We start from the raw sequence: 14966 nt of genomic DNA, 5'->3' as shown, positions 1-14966 counted from the left end.
GCGATGGGATCCGGCGACAAACCCGGATCGCTTAACCCAATGCAATCCCTTCGCAAAGCGTCTTGCCAAAAAGAAGCTTGCCGCGCAGATGCGATACGTCCGTGCGGTTCTGAATAAGGTCGAAGTACCAGCCGCCGTCCTTCACGTCGCCATACAACACAGCGCCGATCACACGTCCCGCCTGCAACACGAGACGCTTATAAACGCCGCGCCGCGGATCGCGCAGCACGAGATCCTCGCTGTCTTCGCCGCCGATGAAATCGCCCGCCGAATACAGATCGACGCCCGTCACCTTGAGCTTCGTCGCGGTCGCGCGCTGCACATAGCGCCGATGCCCCGCGCCCGCGAGATGCGCGCCCGCCACGCGCGCCTGATCCCAGATCGGCGCGACGAGACCGAACGTCGCCGAGCGATGCTGCACGCATTCGCCCACCGCATAGACGCGCGGATCGAAGGTCTGCAATGTGTCGTCGACGACGATGGCACGCTCGCAATGCAGACCGGCTTCTTGCGCGAGCGCGATGTTGGGCCGCACGCCCGCCGTCATCACGACGAGGTCCGCGTCGATCTGCGTGCCGTCGGCGAAACGCACGGCGCGCACGCGTTCCTCGCCGATGATTTCAGCGGTCTGCGCGGCCATCGCGAAACGCAGGCCTTTCGCTTCGAGCGAACGTTTGAGCAACGCGGACGCGCTCGCATCGAGTTGACGATCCATCAGGCTCTCGCCCGAATGCACGACCGTCACCGACATGCCTTGCCGTTGCAAGCCGTTGGCCGCTTCGAGCCCGAGCAAGCCGCCGCCGATGATCACCGCATGACGATGATCTCGTGCCATGCCAAGCATCGTTTCGACATCCTGAATGTCACGAAACGCGATCACGCCGGGAAGATCGCGGCCCGGCACCGGAATGATGAAAGGGTTCGAGCCGGTCGCGATCAGCAAGCGGTCGTAACGCGCTTCGACGCCCTTCTGCGAACGCACGATACGCCGCGCGCGATCGATGTCGATGACCGCATCGCCCGCATGCAGCGTGATGTCGTTCGCGTCGTACCATTCGCGCGTGTTGAGGATGATGTCGTCGACGGACTTCTCGCCCGCGAGCACCGGCGACAACAGAATGCGGTTGTAGTTGCCATACGGTTCGGCGCCGAACACGGTGATGTCGTAGAGCCCCGGCGCGATCTTCAGCAACTCCTCGACCGTGCGCATGCCCGCCATGCCGTTGCCGATGACGACGAGCCGCCGGCGCTGCGCGGTGTCGCGCAACGACGCCATGCCCGCCACCGCATATTCGGTCTTCATGCCGCGACCCACACCTTGCCGCTCGCGACCTTCACGCGATACGCGCTGACCGATAGCTCCGGCGTTTCGAGACATTCGCCCGTGCGCAGATCGAAGTGCTGTTTATAGATCGGCGATGCGACGACGACGCGCTCGCCCAGACTTCCGACGATGCCGCGCGAGAGCACCGCGGCTTGCGAATGCGGATCGAAGTTGTCGATCGCGTAGACGGTGGCGTCCTCGCCCGCGAGATGAAACACCGCGACCTGCGTGCCGTTCACGAGCGCGCAGACGCCCGTATCGGGCACGATGTCGTCGAGATCGCAAACGGCGGTCCAGTCCTGTTCGATACGGTCGTTCATGATCATTTCTCCACGATTCAAGCGGTTTCGACTGCGATGGGAATGTCGGCGAGTTTCGACTTGCGCTCTTCGAGCGTCGCAGGGCGAATCTGGCCGCGCTCCTCCACGAAGGTCACGTTCGCATCGCCCGCTTCGCTGTTGACGAAGTGACGGAAGCGCTTGCGCGTATGCGGGTCCGTGACGGCCTTCTTCCACTCGTCTTCATACGTATCGACGACGAGCTGCATCTCCGCTTCGAGTTCGGCGGCGATATCGAGCTTGTCGTTGATGATCACGTCGATCAGATAATCGAGGCCGCCTTCGAGGTTGTCGCGCCATACGCTCGTGCGTTGCAGCCGGTCCGCCGTGCGAACGTAGAACATCAGGAAGCGGTCGATATAGCGCACGAGCGTGTCGTGATCGAGATCGGATGCGATGAGTTCGGCGTGACGCGGCTTCATACCGCCGTTGCCGCAGACGTAGAGGTTCCAGCCCTTTTCGGTCGCGATCACGCCGATGTCCTTGCCTTGCGCCTCGGCGCATTCACGCGTGCAGCCCGATACGCCGAACTTGATCTTGTGCGGCGTGCGCAGGCCCTTGTAGCGGTTCTCCAGTTCGATTGCGAGACCGACCGAATCGCCGACGCCATAGCGGCACCATGTCGAGCCGACGCACGACTTCACCGTGCGTAGCGCCTTGCCGTAGGCATGACCGGATTCGAAGCCCGCCGCGATGAGCTCTTCCCAGATAAACGGCAACTGCTCGACACGCGCGCCGAACATGTCGACACGCTGGCCGCCGGTGATCTTCGTATAGAGGCCGTACTTCTTTGCGACCTGCCCGACCGCGATCAGGCCGTCGGGCGTCACTTCGCCGCCGGGCATGCGGGGCACGACGCTATACGTGCCGTCGCGCTGAATGTTCGCGAGGTAGTAATCGTTCGAATCCTGCAGGCTCGCGTGCTCCTTCTTCAGCACGAACTCGTTCCAGCACGACGCGAGAATGCTCGCGACGACCGGCTTGCAGATATCGCAGCCGCGCCCCTTGCCATGTTTCGCGAGCAGCGCGGCGAACGTGCGATGCCCTTCCACGCGCGCAATGTGATACAGCTCCTGACGCGAATACGCGAAGTGCTCGCACAGATGATTGTTCACGGCGAGACCTTGCCGCTTCATCTCCGACTTCATCACTTGCGTGACGAGCGGCACGCAGCCGCCGCACGACGCGCCCGCCTTGCACGAGGACTTGATCGCGCCGATGCTCGTCGCGCCCGCGCACACGGCCGCGCAGATTTCCGCCTTGCTCACGTTGTTGCACGAACAGATCTGCGCACCATCGGGCAATGCTTCGACGCCTAACGCGGGCTTCGCCTTGCCGTCGCTTTGCGGGAGAATCAGAAACTCGGGCGCTGCGGGCAGCTCGATCTTGTTCAGCATCATCTGCAGCAGCGTGCCGTATTCGGTGGCATCGCCGACCATCACGCCGCCCAGCAGAAACTTGCCGCAATCGGACACGACGATCTTCTTGTAGACCTGCTTGCGCTCGTCGCTGTACTGATACGTGCGGCAGCCGGCCGTCTTGCCGTGCGCATCGCCGATGCTCGCGACATCGACGCCCATCAGCTTGAGCTTCGTGCTCATGTCCGCGCCCGCAAACGCCGCTTCTTCGCCGACGATCTGCTTTGCGACGATGCGCGCCATGTCGTAACCAGGCGCGACGAGGCCGAACAACTGGCCTTTCCACAACGCGCATTCGCCGATGGCGAAGATATCGGCGTCGCTCGTGCGGCAGGTATCGTCGATCACGATGCCGCCGCGCGGGCCGATCGTAAGACCCGCCGCGCGCGCGATGTCGTCCCGCGGACGAATGCCGGCGGAGAACACGATCATGTCCGTGTCGAGATGGGTGTCATCGGCGAAATTCATGCGATTCACCGTGCCATCGCCCTCGACGATCGCGAGCGTGTTCTTGCCCGTATGCACCGTGACGCCGAGTTCTTCGATCTTCGCGCGCAGCACGCGACCGCCGCCGTCATCAACCTGCACGGCCATCAAACGCGGCGCGAATTCGATCACATGCGTTTCGAGCCCCATGTCGCGTAGCGCCTTCGCCGCTTCGAGACCCAGCAGACCGCCGCCGACCACCGTGCCCGTCTTCGAGCGCGCGCCGAACGATCCCATCGCTTCGAGATCCTCGATCGTGCGATACACGAAGCAGCCGTCGCGGTCACGGCCCTCGACCGGCGGCACGAACGGATATGAGCCGGTCGCGAGCACGAGCTTGTCGTACGGCAGCACGTCGCCGGTCGACGCCGTCACCGTGCGCGCCGCGCGATCGATGGCGACCGCGCGCGCGTTCAACTTCAGCGCATAGCCCGACCGCTCGAAGAAGCCTGCTTCGACGAGCGAAAGATCATCCGCGCTCTTGCCCGTGAAGAATTCGGTCAAGTGCACGCGGTCATACGCGGCGCGCGGTTCTTCGCACAGCACCGTCACGTGCAGCGCTTCATTGCCGCTCGCGGCGAGACATTCGAGGAACTTGTGGCCGACCATGCCGTGGCCGATGACGACGATTTTCATGACGGGCCTTCTCAGTTTGCGATGACGTTGTTCGCTGCGAGCGCGCTTTCGCGCAACGCCGCTTCGCGTGCCTTGTGCTCGGGAGAGAAGCGCACCGCGAGCGCGCACAGCGCCGTGCCCGCGACGACCACGCCGAGCATCGAGAGCGTCGCCTGCGCGTTGCCGAGTCCCTTCATCAGAAAGCCCGCCGCGACCGCCCCGACATTGCCGCCGGCGCCGATCACACCGGCCACGCCGCCGAGCGCCTTGCGATCGATGAAGGGCACGAGCGCGTAGGTCGCACCGCAGGCCATGTGCGTGAAGAGGCCGAACGTGAGCATCGATACGATCGCGAGCACGACGCTCGGCGCATGCGCGAACGCATAGAGTCCGATGCCTTCGCCCGCGATCAATGCGAAGAGCAGCGTCGCGCGGATATCGAGGCCTTTCTTCGCAGCGGCTTTATCGGAGAGCCAGCCGCCGAGCGCACGGGCGAAGAGCGCGAGCAGGCCGAAGCTGCCCGCCGCCATGCCCGCCTGACCGAGCGTGAGATCGAAGTGATCGACGTAGTACACCGCCGCCATGTTGTGGATGAACACTTCGACACCGAAGCACGCGCCATAGGTCACGAACAACATCCACACGCGATAGTTCGAGCATGCGGTGAGGAAACTCTGCCAGCCGCCCTTCTTGCCGCCATCGATTGCGATGCCTGCACGGCGCAGCGTCGCGAAATCGCCTTGCGGGCAGTCTTGCGTGTAGCGCCAGTAGAAGAAGGCCATCACCGGCATCGCGATGCCCGGCACGATCAACGCGACGCGCCATGCCGATGCTTCGCCCGTGCCGAGCGCGATCGCGGCCGCGACGAAGAGCGGAATGATCGCCTGCGCCGCGCCCGCGCCCGCGTTGCCCCAGCCCGCCGTCGTCGCGTTCGCGGTGCCGACGACGTTCGGCGCGAACATCACCGACGTGTGGTATTGCGTAATGACGAAGCTCGCGCCGATTGCACCGATCGCCAGACGGCACCACAGGAAGCTGTCGTAGCCTGTGGACAGCGCCGCGCCGAGCACCGGCACGGCGCCCGCGAGCAAGAGCGCGCTATACACCTTTCGCGGGCCGAAGCGATCGCACATCGGGCCGACGACGAGGCGCACCAGAATCGTCACGGCCACCGCCGCGATGTTGATGTTCGCGACCTGATCCGCCGTGAGGCCATATTCGCGCTTGATGAGCGGCATCAGCGGCGCGCATGCGAACCACGCGAAGAAGCAGACGAAGAACGCCATCCATGTGAGATGGAAGGCGCGCATCGGCGCGCTGCGCATGCTGAATAGATCGATCCGGGTGGCTTTGTCCATCGTCTTTCCGCAAAAAAGAAAGGCGTCCCGCGCATTCGACTGGGAAGCCGAAGCGGGGGACGCCGTTGTCCGATGCCCGCACGTTTTCACTTGCCGGGCGCTGTATTCAGGACGGATCGCCGTTGATCCGACGGCGAGACATAAGGCAAGGGCTATGCCAATGTGCGGGGCATCGGCTTGAATGCCTTATTGCTTGGGACTTTGCGTCGGGCACGCGCTGCCCGGGCGCGCGGGCGTCACGACATGTTTCGATGCAGACGGGCACAGCGATGGTGCGACGCAGCACTGATCGCGTGCGCATCGGTGTTTCACGAGGCTCGAGCTATTTGTACCGGCCGGTTCGTTCGAACGAAGCGCAGCACGCGCGCCGAATAGGCGCCGCGCGCGCAAACAGCGTGCGACCAACGCGGCCCCGGACCATGATTCATGCAATGGCCCGCTTATTGCAGTAACCAAAGCACTGCGGGCAACGGCGTTCGCGGCATCTCAATTCACAAGAGTTCACAAGAGCAAGGACAAAGGCGTCCCCATCGTGCAGCGACACGAGCGGACGCTATTGGCGTTTGCCGCGCCGATGCGCCTCACATACGCACGTTCGCAGAACAGGTACGCAACGATGAACACCGTCAAAGGCAAAGTCACTCTCTTAAGCGCAGGTCCCGGCGATCTCGACCTGCTCACGCTGCGCGCCGCGAAAGCGCTCGCCGCCGCGGACATCCTGCTCGTCGACGATCTCGCCAACGCCGATATCGTCACGCTCGCGCCGCAAGCACGCGTGATTCGCGTCGGCAAGCGCGGCGGCTGCAAGTCGACGCCGCAAGCCTTCATTCAACGCCTCATGCAGCGGTATGCGAAGAAGGGCTTGCATGTGGTGCGCGCGAAGGGCGGCGATGCACTGCTCTTCGGCCGCGCGGGCGAAGAGATCGCGGCATTGCGTGAAGCGCATATTCCCGTCGATATCGTCAACGGCGTGTCATCGGGATTTGCGGCTGCGGCGGGACTCGGCATCTCGCTCACGCATCGCGATCATTGTCAGGGCGTGACCTTCATCACCGCGCACATGCAGGATCACAGTCAACCCGACTGGGCCGCGCTCGCCGCCACCGGCACCACGCTCGCGATCTATATGGGCATGAGCCGCATCGCGAGCATCACGGCGTCGTTGATGAAAGCGCTTCCTTCGCATACGCCCGCCGCCGTCGTGCAGAACGCCGGATCGTCGAAAGAAAAACGGCTCGTGACGACGCTCGACCGTCTCGCCGACGAAGCCGTCGCCGCCGGTCTCGGCAGTCCCGCGGTGATTCTCATCGGCGGTGCAATCGGAGAAGCGGCTGAATTCAGGGCGCACGCTGCAAGCGCCAAAGGCCTGGCTCATGCGGCGTGAAGCGGGTTCTCAAAAGGCAGGCCGCGCGCTAAAGTCGTACGAGCCGCCTTCGCCGTTGTGCGCATGACCTCTTCCGCTTCCCGCATGCTGCGCGTTCTTCTCGTCACCGATACCGACAAACCCATCGGCGATTTGCGCGAGCAACTCGCGCGCATGGGCTATGACATGCTCGCCGAAGTCGCCGCGCCTTCGGCGCTGCACAAAGCTGTCGAGAGCCAGAAGCCCGATGTCGTCATCATCGATACCGAATCGCCCTCGCGCGATACGCTCGAACAGCTCGCGGTGATGAACAAGGCCGCGCCGCGCCCCGTGCTGATGTTCAGCAACGACGCGGATCAGCAATTCATCCGCGCGGCGGTCGGCGCGGGCGTCACCGCGTATTCCGTCGAAGGGCTCGCACCCGCGCGGCTCGCACCGATCATCGAAGTCGCGCTCGCGCGCTTCGCGCATGAAGCGCAGTTGCGCCAGCGTCTCGCGAAAGTCGAGGACGAACTGGAGCAGCGCAAGGTCATCGATCGCGCGAAGCGTCTCCTGATGGACAAGCGCGGCATGTCCGAACACGATGCCTATGCGGCACTTCGCAAGCGCGCGATGGATCAGGGCGTGAAGGTCGCGGAGATCGCGCGTCAACTGCTCGCGCTGTCCGATCTGTTCTAGCGCCACGGACACTTATGAACTCTTCCGACACGAATTCTTCCGCGCCCGAACGCACGCATCTGCGGCTCGGTTTCGTCGCCCTGTCCGATGCCGCGCCGCTCGCCGTCGCCGCATTGCACGAACTCGGCGCGCGGCACGGCATCACGATCGAACTGTGCCGCCAGCCATCGTGGGCCGCCGTGCGCGACAAGCTGCTTTCCGGCGAAATCGACGCCGCGCACGCGCTCTATGGGCTCGTGTATGGCGTGCAACTGGGCATCGGCGGGCCGCGGGCGGACATGGCGGTGCTGATGGTCCTCAACCGCAACGGTCAGGCGATCACGCTGTCGCGGCCACTCGCCGATGCGATTCGAAACGGCGCGAGCGTGAAGGACGCGCTGGCTTCGCTCGGGCGGCCGCCCGTCATCGCGCAGACGTTTCCGACCGGCACGCACGCGATGTGGCTCTACTACTGGCTCGCGGCGCAGAGCGTGCATCCGCTGCGCGAGGTTCAGAGCGTCGTGATTCCGCCGCCACGCATGGCCGATGCGCTCGTCGAAGGCGCGCTCGACGGCTTCTGCGCGGGCGAGCCATGGCACGCGGTGGCCGAGGCGCGCGATGCGGGCAGGACGGTCGCCTACACGAGCCAGATCTGGCCGGATCATCCGGAGAAGGTGCTTGCGTGCCGGCGAGATTTCGCAGCGCTTTTTCCGGCGACGGCGCGCGCGCTCGTGCGCACGATGCTCGACGCGTGCGCATGGCTCGATTCGAGTGCGCATCGCTCGGAGATCGCGCAGGCGCTGGCGTCGGCCGAACTGCTCGGCGTGCCGCGCGCGCTGATCGAGCCGCGTTTGGCGGCAGCGGATGGCGGCCATCCACGCGCGCTGCCTGTGCGTTTCTTCGATGGCGGCGCGGTCAACTATCCGCGCGCATCGGACGGGCTGTGGTTCATCACGCAGTATCGGCGCTGGGGCATGCTCGACGCCGATATCGACGATGCGGCCATCGCGGCGAGCGTCAATCAGACCGCGCTTTATCGCGACGCGGCGCGGGCCGCAGGCATTGCGCTGCCCGAAGAGCGGCGCACGGCGACGTTCTGCGATGGCCGCGTGTGGGACGGCAGCGATGCGGTGGGGTATCTCGCGGGGTTCGAAATTCGCGCATAGAGTGCGACCGCGGTTCAGGCTTTCTCTGGTTCGAAAGTCCATGAAACGCTCTAAATAAAGCGCCTACCATGGAATTTCCAGCCCGCACCGGAGATTCCCTATGGAACTGCTCGCCATCGCCATCGATAAGCCCGAGGACACCAATTTCATCCTCGGCCAGTCGCATTTCATCAAGACGGTCGAGGATCTGCACGAGGCGCTCGTCGGCGCGGTGCCGGGCATTCGCTTCGGGCTCGCGTTCTGCGAGGCGTCGGGCAAGCGGCTCGTGCGCACGTCGGGCACGGACGAGGCGCTCGTCGAGATGGCCGCGCGCAATGCGCAGAACATCGGCGCGGGGCACAGCTTCATCATCGTGCTCGGCGACGGCTTCTTTCCCGTCAACGTGCTCAATACGGTCAAGACCGTGCCGGAGGTCTGCCGCATCTTCTGCGCGACCGCCAATCCGACGCAAGTGCTCGTCGCGCAGACGGATCAGGGACGCGGGATCGTCGGCGTGGTGGACGGCCTGCCGCCGCTCGGCGTCGAGACGGCCGAAGACGTTCAATGGCGCAAGGATCTCCTGCGCAAGATCGGCTATAAGGCCTGATCACGCCCGAAACGCCGCAAACCCGCGCCTCGCCTTGACTTGACGGCGCAAATCGCGAGAATGAGGCCCGCCGCCGCGCGCCTCGTCCGCGCTTTTTTCCGGCCGGAGCGCGACATCATGGAAAATACCGGGATACGGTATAAACGCCGTTAGCGCTTTTCATGCTTTTGCGCGCTTTCGCGCACGGCGCGGCCCGAGCGCCGCGCGCACGGGCAACATCCCGGCATCACCCCGCCGACACGGCACCGAACACCGGCCACCCGCGCCGCCCGAGGATAGGGTCGTCCTCGCGCGGCCAACAGGAGCATCACATGACCGACATGAATCCAGGCTTTTTCGGCAGGATAGGCATTGCCTTCGGCGCCTTCTTCGGCATTCTGGGCAATGCAGCGTTCGCGGGCCGCGTGCAGCGCCTGCGCGAAGCGCCCGAAGCGCCCGAAGCGCCCGATTTCGCGGCCGAAGCGCCCAAGCCTGCCGCCGCGCCCGTTCAACCCGCGCCGTCCGTGCTGAAGGAAGCCAGTCCCATCGCCGCGCTGCAACTGCTCGGCCTTCTGCAACGCGACGCGCGTTTCATCGATTTCGTCGAAGAGGACATCGCCAATTACAGCGACGCCGATATCGGCGCGGCCGCCCGTCTCGTGCATGACGGCTGCCGCGCGGTGCTGCGCGAGCACTTCACGATCAAGCCCGTGCGCACGGAAGCCGAAGGCAGCCGCGTCACGCTGCAGGAAGGTTTCGACGCGGCCGCGGTGCGTCTGACGGGCAATGTCGTCGGCAAGCCGCCCTTCAACGGCCAGGTCAGCCATCGCGGCTGGAAGGTCGAAGACACGCGCCTGCCGAAGCTCGCGCCGTCCCATGACGCAAGCATCGTCGCGCCGGCGGAGGTGGAACTGTGAGCGATATCGACAGCAACGAAAATCAGGCGCGCTATTCGATCGGCGTCGATCTCGGCACGACGCACTGCGCGCTCTCCTACGTCGACATGAGCGCGAGCGACGGCGAAAAGACCGCGCAAGGCGTGCTGCCGATCGCGCAACTGACCGCGCCCGGCGCCGCCGAAGAGCGCGATCTGCTGCCGTCTTTCCTCTATCTACCGCATGAGAACGAGCTCGCGCCCGGCGATCTCACGCTGCCGTGGACGCAGGAGCGCAGGTTCATCGTCGGCGAGCTGGCGAGGAGCCGCGGCGCGGGCACGCCGATTCGCCTCGTCTCCAGCGCGAAAAGCTGGCTGTGCCATCCGGGCGTCGATCGGCGCGCGGCGATTCTGCCGTCCGATGCGCCCGAGGAAGTCGAGCGCGTGTCGCCGATGGAAAGCTCGGTGCGCTATCTGACGCACTTGCGCGAGGCGTGGAATCACGCGCACCCGGACGCGCCGTTCGATCGTCAGGACGTCACCGTGACGATTCCCGCGTCCTTCGATCCCGCCGCGCGCGAACTCACTGCCGAAGCCGCCGCGGCCGCCGGTTATTCGCGCATGACGCTGCTCGAAGAGCCGCAAGCCGCGCTCTATAGCTGGATCCAGAAGTCGGCCGGCGGCTGGCGCAAGCAGGTCAAAGTGGGCGATGTGATTCTCGTCGTCGATGTCGGCGGCGGCACGACCGATCTCTCGCTGATCGCGGTCGTCGAGCGGGAAGGCAATCTCGAACTGCATCGCGTCGCGGTCGGCGAACATATCCTGCTCGGTGGCGACAACATGGACCTCGCGCTCGCCCACACGGTCGCGCGCAAGCTCGCAACGCAAGGCACGCAGCCCGATCCGTGGCAGTTGCGCGCCCTCACCTACGCGTGCCGGTCGGCGAAGGAAACGCTGCTCTCCGATCCGACCGTCGAAGCCGTGCCGCTCGTCGTGCCGAGCCGCGGCTCGAAGCTGATCGGCGGTTCGCTGCGCACGGAACTCACGCGCGCCGAACTCACGCAGATCCTGCTCGAAGGCTTTTTCCCGCAAGTCGATGCATCGGCGCGGCCGGTTTCACGCGCGCGCGTCGGTCTCACGCAGCTCGGTCTGCCTTACGCGCAAGACGCCGCCGTCACGCGCCATCTCGCCGCGTTCCTCGGCCGTCAGGTGAATGCGCTCGCCGAAGTCGAAGGCCTCCAGCATCAGGCGCCGCAAGGCGCGACGCTGCTGCATCCGACCGTCGTGCTCTTCAACGGCGGCGTGTTCAAATCGCCGCTGCTCGTCGAGCGCGTGATGTCGACGTTGAATGGCTGGCTCGCCGCCGAAAACGCGCCACCCGCGCGTCTGCTCGAAGGCGCGGACCTCGATCTGGCCGTTGCGCGCGGCGCGGCCTATTACGGCTACGTGCGGCGCGGCAAGGGCGTGCGCATCCGCGGCGGCACGGCGCGCGCGTACTACGTCGCGGTCGAATCGGCGATGCCGGCCGTGCCCGGACTGGAGCCGCCCGTGCAGGCGCTGTGCGTCGCGCCGTTCGGCATGGAGGAAGGCACCGACGCCGAATTGCCCGCGCAGGAGTTCGGGCTCGTCGTCGGGGAGCCGGTGCATTTCCGCTTCTTCGGCTCGTCGGTGCGCCGTCAGGATCAGGTCGGCACGCTGCTCGAATACTGGCAGCCGGACGAGTTGCAGGAACTCGAAGAGATCGAAGCGTCGCTGCCGCCGGAAGGCCGCACGCCCGGCGAGGTCGTGCCCGTCAAGCTGCATGCGCGCGTGACCGAAGCGGGCACGCTCGAACTCGAAGCGATTCCGCGCGGTTCGTCGGAGCGCTGGAAGGTCGAGTTCGACGTGCGCGGCGGCCCCAGTGGCGACATGCGTGCCGATCAGGGCATGGGCCTGTAAGTGTCCGCGCGCAAGCAAAAGGCCTCGGGCGCGCGGTACAGCGTCGGCATCGATCTGGGAACGAGCAACACCGTCGTCGCGTATGCGCTCACCGGATCGAACGATATCCGCGTGTTCGAGATCGAGCAGTTGGTCGGCGCGGGCGAGGTCGCGGCCCAACCGCTCTTGCCTTCGCTGCGCTATCACTACGCGCCGGGCGAGCTCAAGTCCGCCGATCTGCAACTGCCGTGGGGCGAGATGGAAGCGCCCGCCGTCATCGGCCGATTCGCGCGGACGCTCGGCGCGCAGGTGCCGGGAAGGCTCGTATCGAGTGCGAAGAGCTGGCTGTCGCACGCGGCGGTCGATCGCCTCGCGCCGATTCTGCCGTGGGGCGCGGGCGACGATATCGAAAAGATCTCGCCCGTCGTCGCCAGCGCAAGCTATCTCGCGCACGTGCACGCGGCGTGGAACGAGCGCTTCCCGGATGCGCCGCTCGACGCGCAAGACGTGGTGCTGACCGTCCCCGCGTCGTTCGATGAAGGCGCGCGCGCCCTCACGCTCGAAGCGGCGCGCATGGCGGGACTGGAGACGTTGCGGCTGCTGGAAGAGCCGCAGGCCGCGTTCTACGACTGGCTGTTTCATCATCGCGAGACGCTCGCTGGCGAACTGGCCGATACGCGGCTCGTGATGATCGTCGATGTCGGCGGCGGCACGACGGACCTCACGCTCATTCAGGTCGCCATCGAAAACGGCGAGCCGGTGCTCACGCGCATCGGCGTGGGCAACCATCTGATGCTCGGCGGCGACAACATGGATCTCGCGCTCGCGCATCTCGTCGAGCGGCGTCTCGCGGGGAGCGACGCGCGCCTCTCCGCCGCGCGGCTCTCGCAACTCGTCGAACGCTGCCGCGCGGCGAAGGAGCAGTTGCTCGGCGAGAATGCGCCCGATTCCACGTCGATCACGCTGCTCGGCGCGGGCGCGAAACTCATCGGCGGCGCGCGTTCGGCTGAAATCACGCGCGACGAGATCGAGCGGATCATCGTCGAAGGCTTCTTTCCGATGGTGTCCGCGAGCGAACGTCCCGGCCGCGCGCGCGGCGGCATCGTCGAGTTCGGGCTGCCGTATGCAAGCGATCCGGCCATCACGCGGCACATCGCGGCCTTTCTCGGCCAGCACGCGGGCGAGGCGCGCAAGGCGCTCGGCGTGCCAGCGGAAACGCTCGCCGTTCCGGATACCTTGCTGCTGAACGGCGGCGTGTTTCGCGCCGGTCCGCTCGCGCGCCGCATCGCCGATACGCTTTCCGGCTGGCGCGGCGAAGCGGTCGACGTGCTCGCGAACCACGATCCCGATGTCGCGGTCGCGCGCGGCGCGGTCGCCTATGCGCTCGCGCGCGCGGGCCATGCGCCGAAGATCGGCGGCGGCTCGGCACGCAGCTTCTTCCTTTTGCTCGAAGACGACGCCAACGCGATGCGCGGCGTCTGCGTCCTGCCGCGCGGCACGGAAGAAGGCCAGGCCATCCATCTCGCCGACCGGACCTTCGCGCTGACGCTCGGCGCGCCGGTGCGCTTTCACCTCGCGTCGTCGGTGGCGCAGACGCCGTACGAGGCGGGAGAACTCGCGGAACTCACGGCTGCATCGGGCGATTTCGTGCGCCTGCCACCGGTCGCGACGGTCGTCGATCGGCACGCCGCGAACCGCGGCCGCGCGCGCGAAACGCCGGTCCAATTGACGACATCGCTCACGGAAGTCGGCACGCTGGAAATGCACTGCACCGCCGTCGACGATCCCACGCAACGCTGGCTGCTCGAATTCCAGTTGCGCCGCGAAGCGCCCGAAAGCGACGACGCCGCGAGCGAATCGCATCCGGCACTGCCGAAAGCCATCGAACTGATCGACCGCACGTTCGGCGCGAAGTCGCAGGAGGTCGGCCCGAAGGAAGTCAAACGCCTGCGCGCGCAACTCGAACAGACGCTCGGCGCGCGCGATACCTGGGACATCGCGCTCTTGCGCGAGCTGTTCGGCGCGTTGTTCGAGCGCGCGAAGAAGCGCCGCCGCAGCGCCGATCACGAGCGTCTGTGGCTCAATCTCGCGGGCTACTGCATGCGGCCGGGCTTCGGGCATCCGCTCGACGAATGGCGCGTCGAGCAGTTGTGGACGCTCTTCGATCAAGGCATCCAGTACAGCAACGAAAGCCAGATCTGGTCCGAATGGTGGACGCTCTGGCGCCGTGCCGCCGGCGGACTTCCGGAAGCGGCGCAGTTGCGGCTTCTGGACGACATGGCTTTCGTGCTCCAGCCCCCCGGCACGAGCCGTTATCGCAAGGCGGCGGGCGCGGCGCGCGCGGGCTACGAGGACATGGTGCGGCTCGCGGCGTCGCTGGAGCGCGTGCCCGTCGAGCGCAAGATCGAAGTAGGCGAATGGCTGCTCACGCGCCTGAAAAAGCCTTCGGAGAACGTGCAGAGCTGGTGGGCGGTCGGCCGTATCGGCGCGCGTGCGCCCTTCTACGGCAGCGCGCACGGCGTCGTGCCGCCGGATGTCGCCGTCGGCTGGCTCGACGCGATCCTCCTGCTCGACTGGAAGAAGATCGACCCCGCCGCGTTCGCCGCCGTGCAGATCGCGCGCATGACGGGCGACCGTTCGCGCGACCTGCCCGACGAGGCGCGTGCGGCCGTCGTGCAACGCCTGGAAACGATGGGCGCCGCGCAGGCGTGGATCGCGATGGTCCGCGAGACCGTGGAACTCGATCGCGCGGACGAAGGGCGCGTCTTCGGCGAGACCTTGCCCGCGGGGTTGAAGCTCATCCGTTGAACGTGCGGGACGCGTGGCGCATCGCATCGAAATGCTTCGTCCTCAGAAGTTTTTCGGCCGATAGGTCGCCCGCAAGC

General features: G+C 66.0%; 11 protein-coding genes. 7 read left to right on the top strand and 4 right to left on the bottom strand.

The genetic code is table 11. The annotated features are described in order from the left end of the window. Positions 1–31: 31 nt before the first annotated feature. Genes NCS28_RS17015 through NCS28_RS17000 form a run of 4 tightly spaced genes read right to left on the bottom strand, consistent with a single transcriptional unit; the run spans position 32 to position 5539 of the window. Positions 32–1303, bottom strand: coding sequence for an NAD(P)/FAD-dependent oxidoreductase (locus tag NCS28_RS17015; protein ID WP_250514921.1), 1272 nt, complete (start codon positions 1301–1303; stop codon positions 32–34). Continuing rightward, a complete protein-coding gene (gene nirD / locus NCS28_RS17010) occupies positions 1300–1644 on the bottom strand; it encodes a nitrite reductase small subunit NirD (protein WP_250514920.1) in 345 nt (114 codons plus the stop codon). The genes NCS28_RS17015 and nirD overlap by 4 nt, the downstream gene beginning before the upstream one ends. Before the next feature lie 17 nt (positions 1645–1661). Continuing rightward, on the bottom strand, positions 1662–4202 hold the full coding sequence (nirB, locus tag NCS28_RS17005; protein ID WP_250514919.1) for a nitrite reductase large subunit NirB: 2541 nt from the start codon (positions 4200–4202) through the stop codon (positions 1662–1664). An 11-nt stretch (positions 4203–4213) separates the two neighbouring features. Further along, positions 4214–5539, bottom strand: coding sequence for an MFS transporter (locus NCS28_RS17000; protein WP_250514918.1), 1326 nt, complete (start codon positions 5537–5539; stop codon positions 4214–4216). A gap of 616 nt (positions 5540–6155) precedes the next feature. On the opposite strand from NCS28_RS17000, the gene cobA reads away from it, so the two are divergent. The 7 genes from cobA (at position 6156) to NCS28_RS16965 (ending at position 14889) form a co-directional block, all read left to right on the top strand. Next, positions 6156–6923, top strand: a complete 768-nt coding sequence (gene cobA, locus NCS28_RS16995; protein ID WP_250514917.1) for a uroporphyrinogen-III C-methyltransferase — start codon at positions 6156–6158, stop codon at positions 6921–6923. A gap of 84 nt (positions 6924–7007) precedes the next feature. Continuing rightward, on the top strand, positions 7008–7580 hold the full coding sequence (locus tag NCS28_RS16990; protein WP_250514916.1) for an ANTAR domain-containing response regulator: 573 nt from the start codon (positions 7008–7010) through the stop codon (positions 7578–7580). A 14-nt stretch (positions 7581–7594) separates the two neighbouring features. Beyond that, on the top strand, positions 7595–8725 hold the full coding sequence (locus NCS28_RS16985; RefSeq protein WP_250514915.1) for a CmpA/NrtA family ABC transporter substrate-binding protein: 1131 nt from the start codon (positions 7595–7597) through the stop codon (positions 8723–8725). Positions 8726–8825: 100 nt separating this feature from the next. Further along, positions 8826–9311 (top strand): adenosine-specific kinase, encoded by a 486-nt coding sequence (locus NCS28_RS16980; protein ID WP_250514914.1) that lies wholly within the window; start codon positions 8826–8828, stop codon positions 9309–9311. Between the two features lie 311 nt (positions 9312–9622). Then, complete coding sequence (locus NCS28_RS16975) at positions 9623–10207, top strand: DUF2760 domain-containing protein (RefSeq protein WP_250514913.1); 585 nt, start codon at positions 9623–9625, stop codon at positions 10205–10207. Beyond that, a complete protein-coding gene (locus tag NCS28_RS16970; RefSeq protein WP_250514912.1) occupies positions 10204–12102 on the top strand; it encodes an Hsp70 family protein in 1899 nt (632 codons plus the stop codon). The genes NCS28_RS16975 and NCS28_RS16970 overlap by 4 nt, the downstream gene beginning before the upstream one ends. Further along, the gene (locus tag NCS28_RS16965; protein WP_250514911.1) at positions 12103–14889 is read left to right on the top strand and encodes an Hsp70 family protein; all 2787 of its coding nucleotides are present in this window, start codon (positions 12103–12105) and stop codon (positions 14887–14889) included. Positions 14890–14966 lie beyond the last annotated feature (77 nt).

Origin of the sequence: Caballeronia sp. INDeC2 (assembly GCF_023631325.1) — a bacterium.
Taxonomy (GTDB): domain Bacteria; phylum Pseudomonadota; class Gammaproteobacteria; order Burkholderiales; family Burkholderiaceae; genus Caballeronia.
The sequence above is the reverse complement of the archived record's forward strand: the minus strand, read 5'-3'. Positions and strand labels throughout refer to the sequence as shown.

Bases quoted from the DNA above. Each gene is read 5' to 3' on its own strand.
- NCS28_RS17015 (WP_250514921.1), bottom strand. From the start codon at position 1,303: ATGAAGACCGAATATGCGGTGGCGGGCATGGCGTCGTTGCGCGACACC.
- nirD (WP_250514920.1), bottom strand. From the start codon at position 1,644: ATGAACGACCGTATCGAACAGGACTGGACCGCCGTTTGCGATCTCGAC.
- nirB (WP_250514919.1), bottom strand. From the start codon at position 4,202: ATGAAAATCGTCGTCATCGGCCACGGCATGGTCGGCCACAAGTTCCTC.
- NCS28_RS17000 (WP_250514918.1), bottom strand. From the start codon at position 5,539: ATGGACAAAGCCACCCGGATCGATCTATTCAGCATGCGCAGCGCGCCG.
- cobA (WP_250514917.1), top strand. From the start codon at position 6,156: ATGAACACCGTCAAAGGCAAAGTCACTCTCTTAAGCGCAGGTCCCGGC.
- NCS28_RS16990 (WP_250514916.1), top strand. From the start codon at position 7,008: ATGCTGCGCGTTCTTCTCGTCACCGATACCGACAAACCCATCGGCGAT.
- NCS28_RS16985 (WP_250514915.1), top strand. From the start codon at position 7,595: ATGAACTCTTCCGACACGAATTCTTCCGCGCCCGAACGCACGCATCTG.
- NCS28_RS16980 (WP_250514914.1), top strand. From the start codon at position 8,826: ATGGAACTGCTCGCCATCGCCATCGATAAGCCCGAGGACACCAATTTC.
- NCS28_RS16975 (WP_250514913.1), top strand. From the start codon at position 9,623: ATGACCGACATGAATCCAGGCTTTTTCGGCAGGATAGGCATTGCCTTC.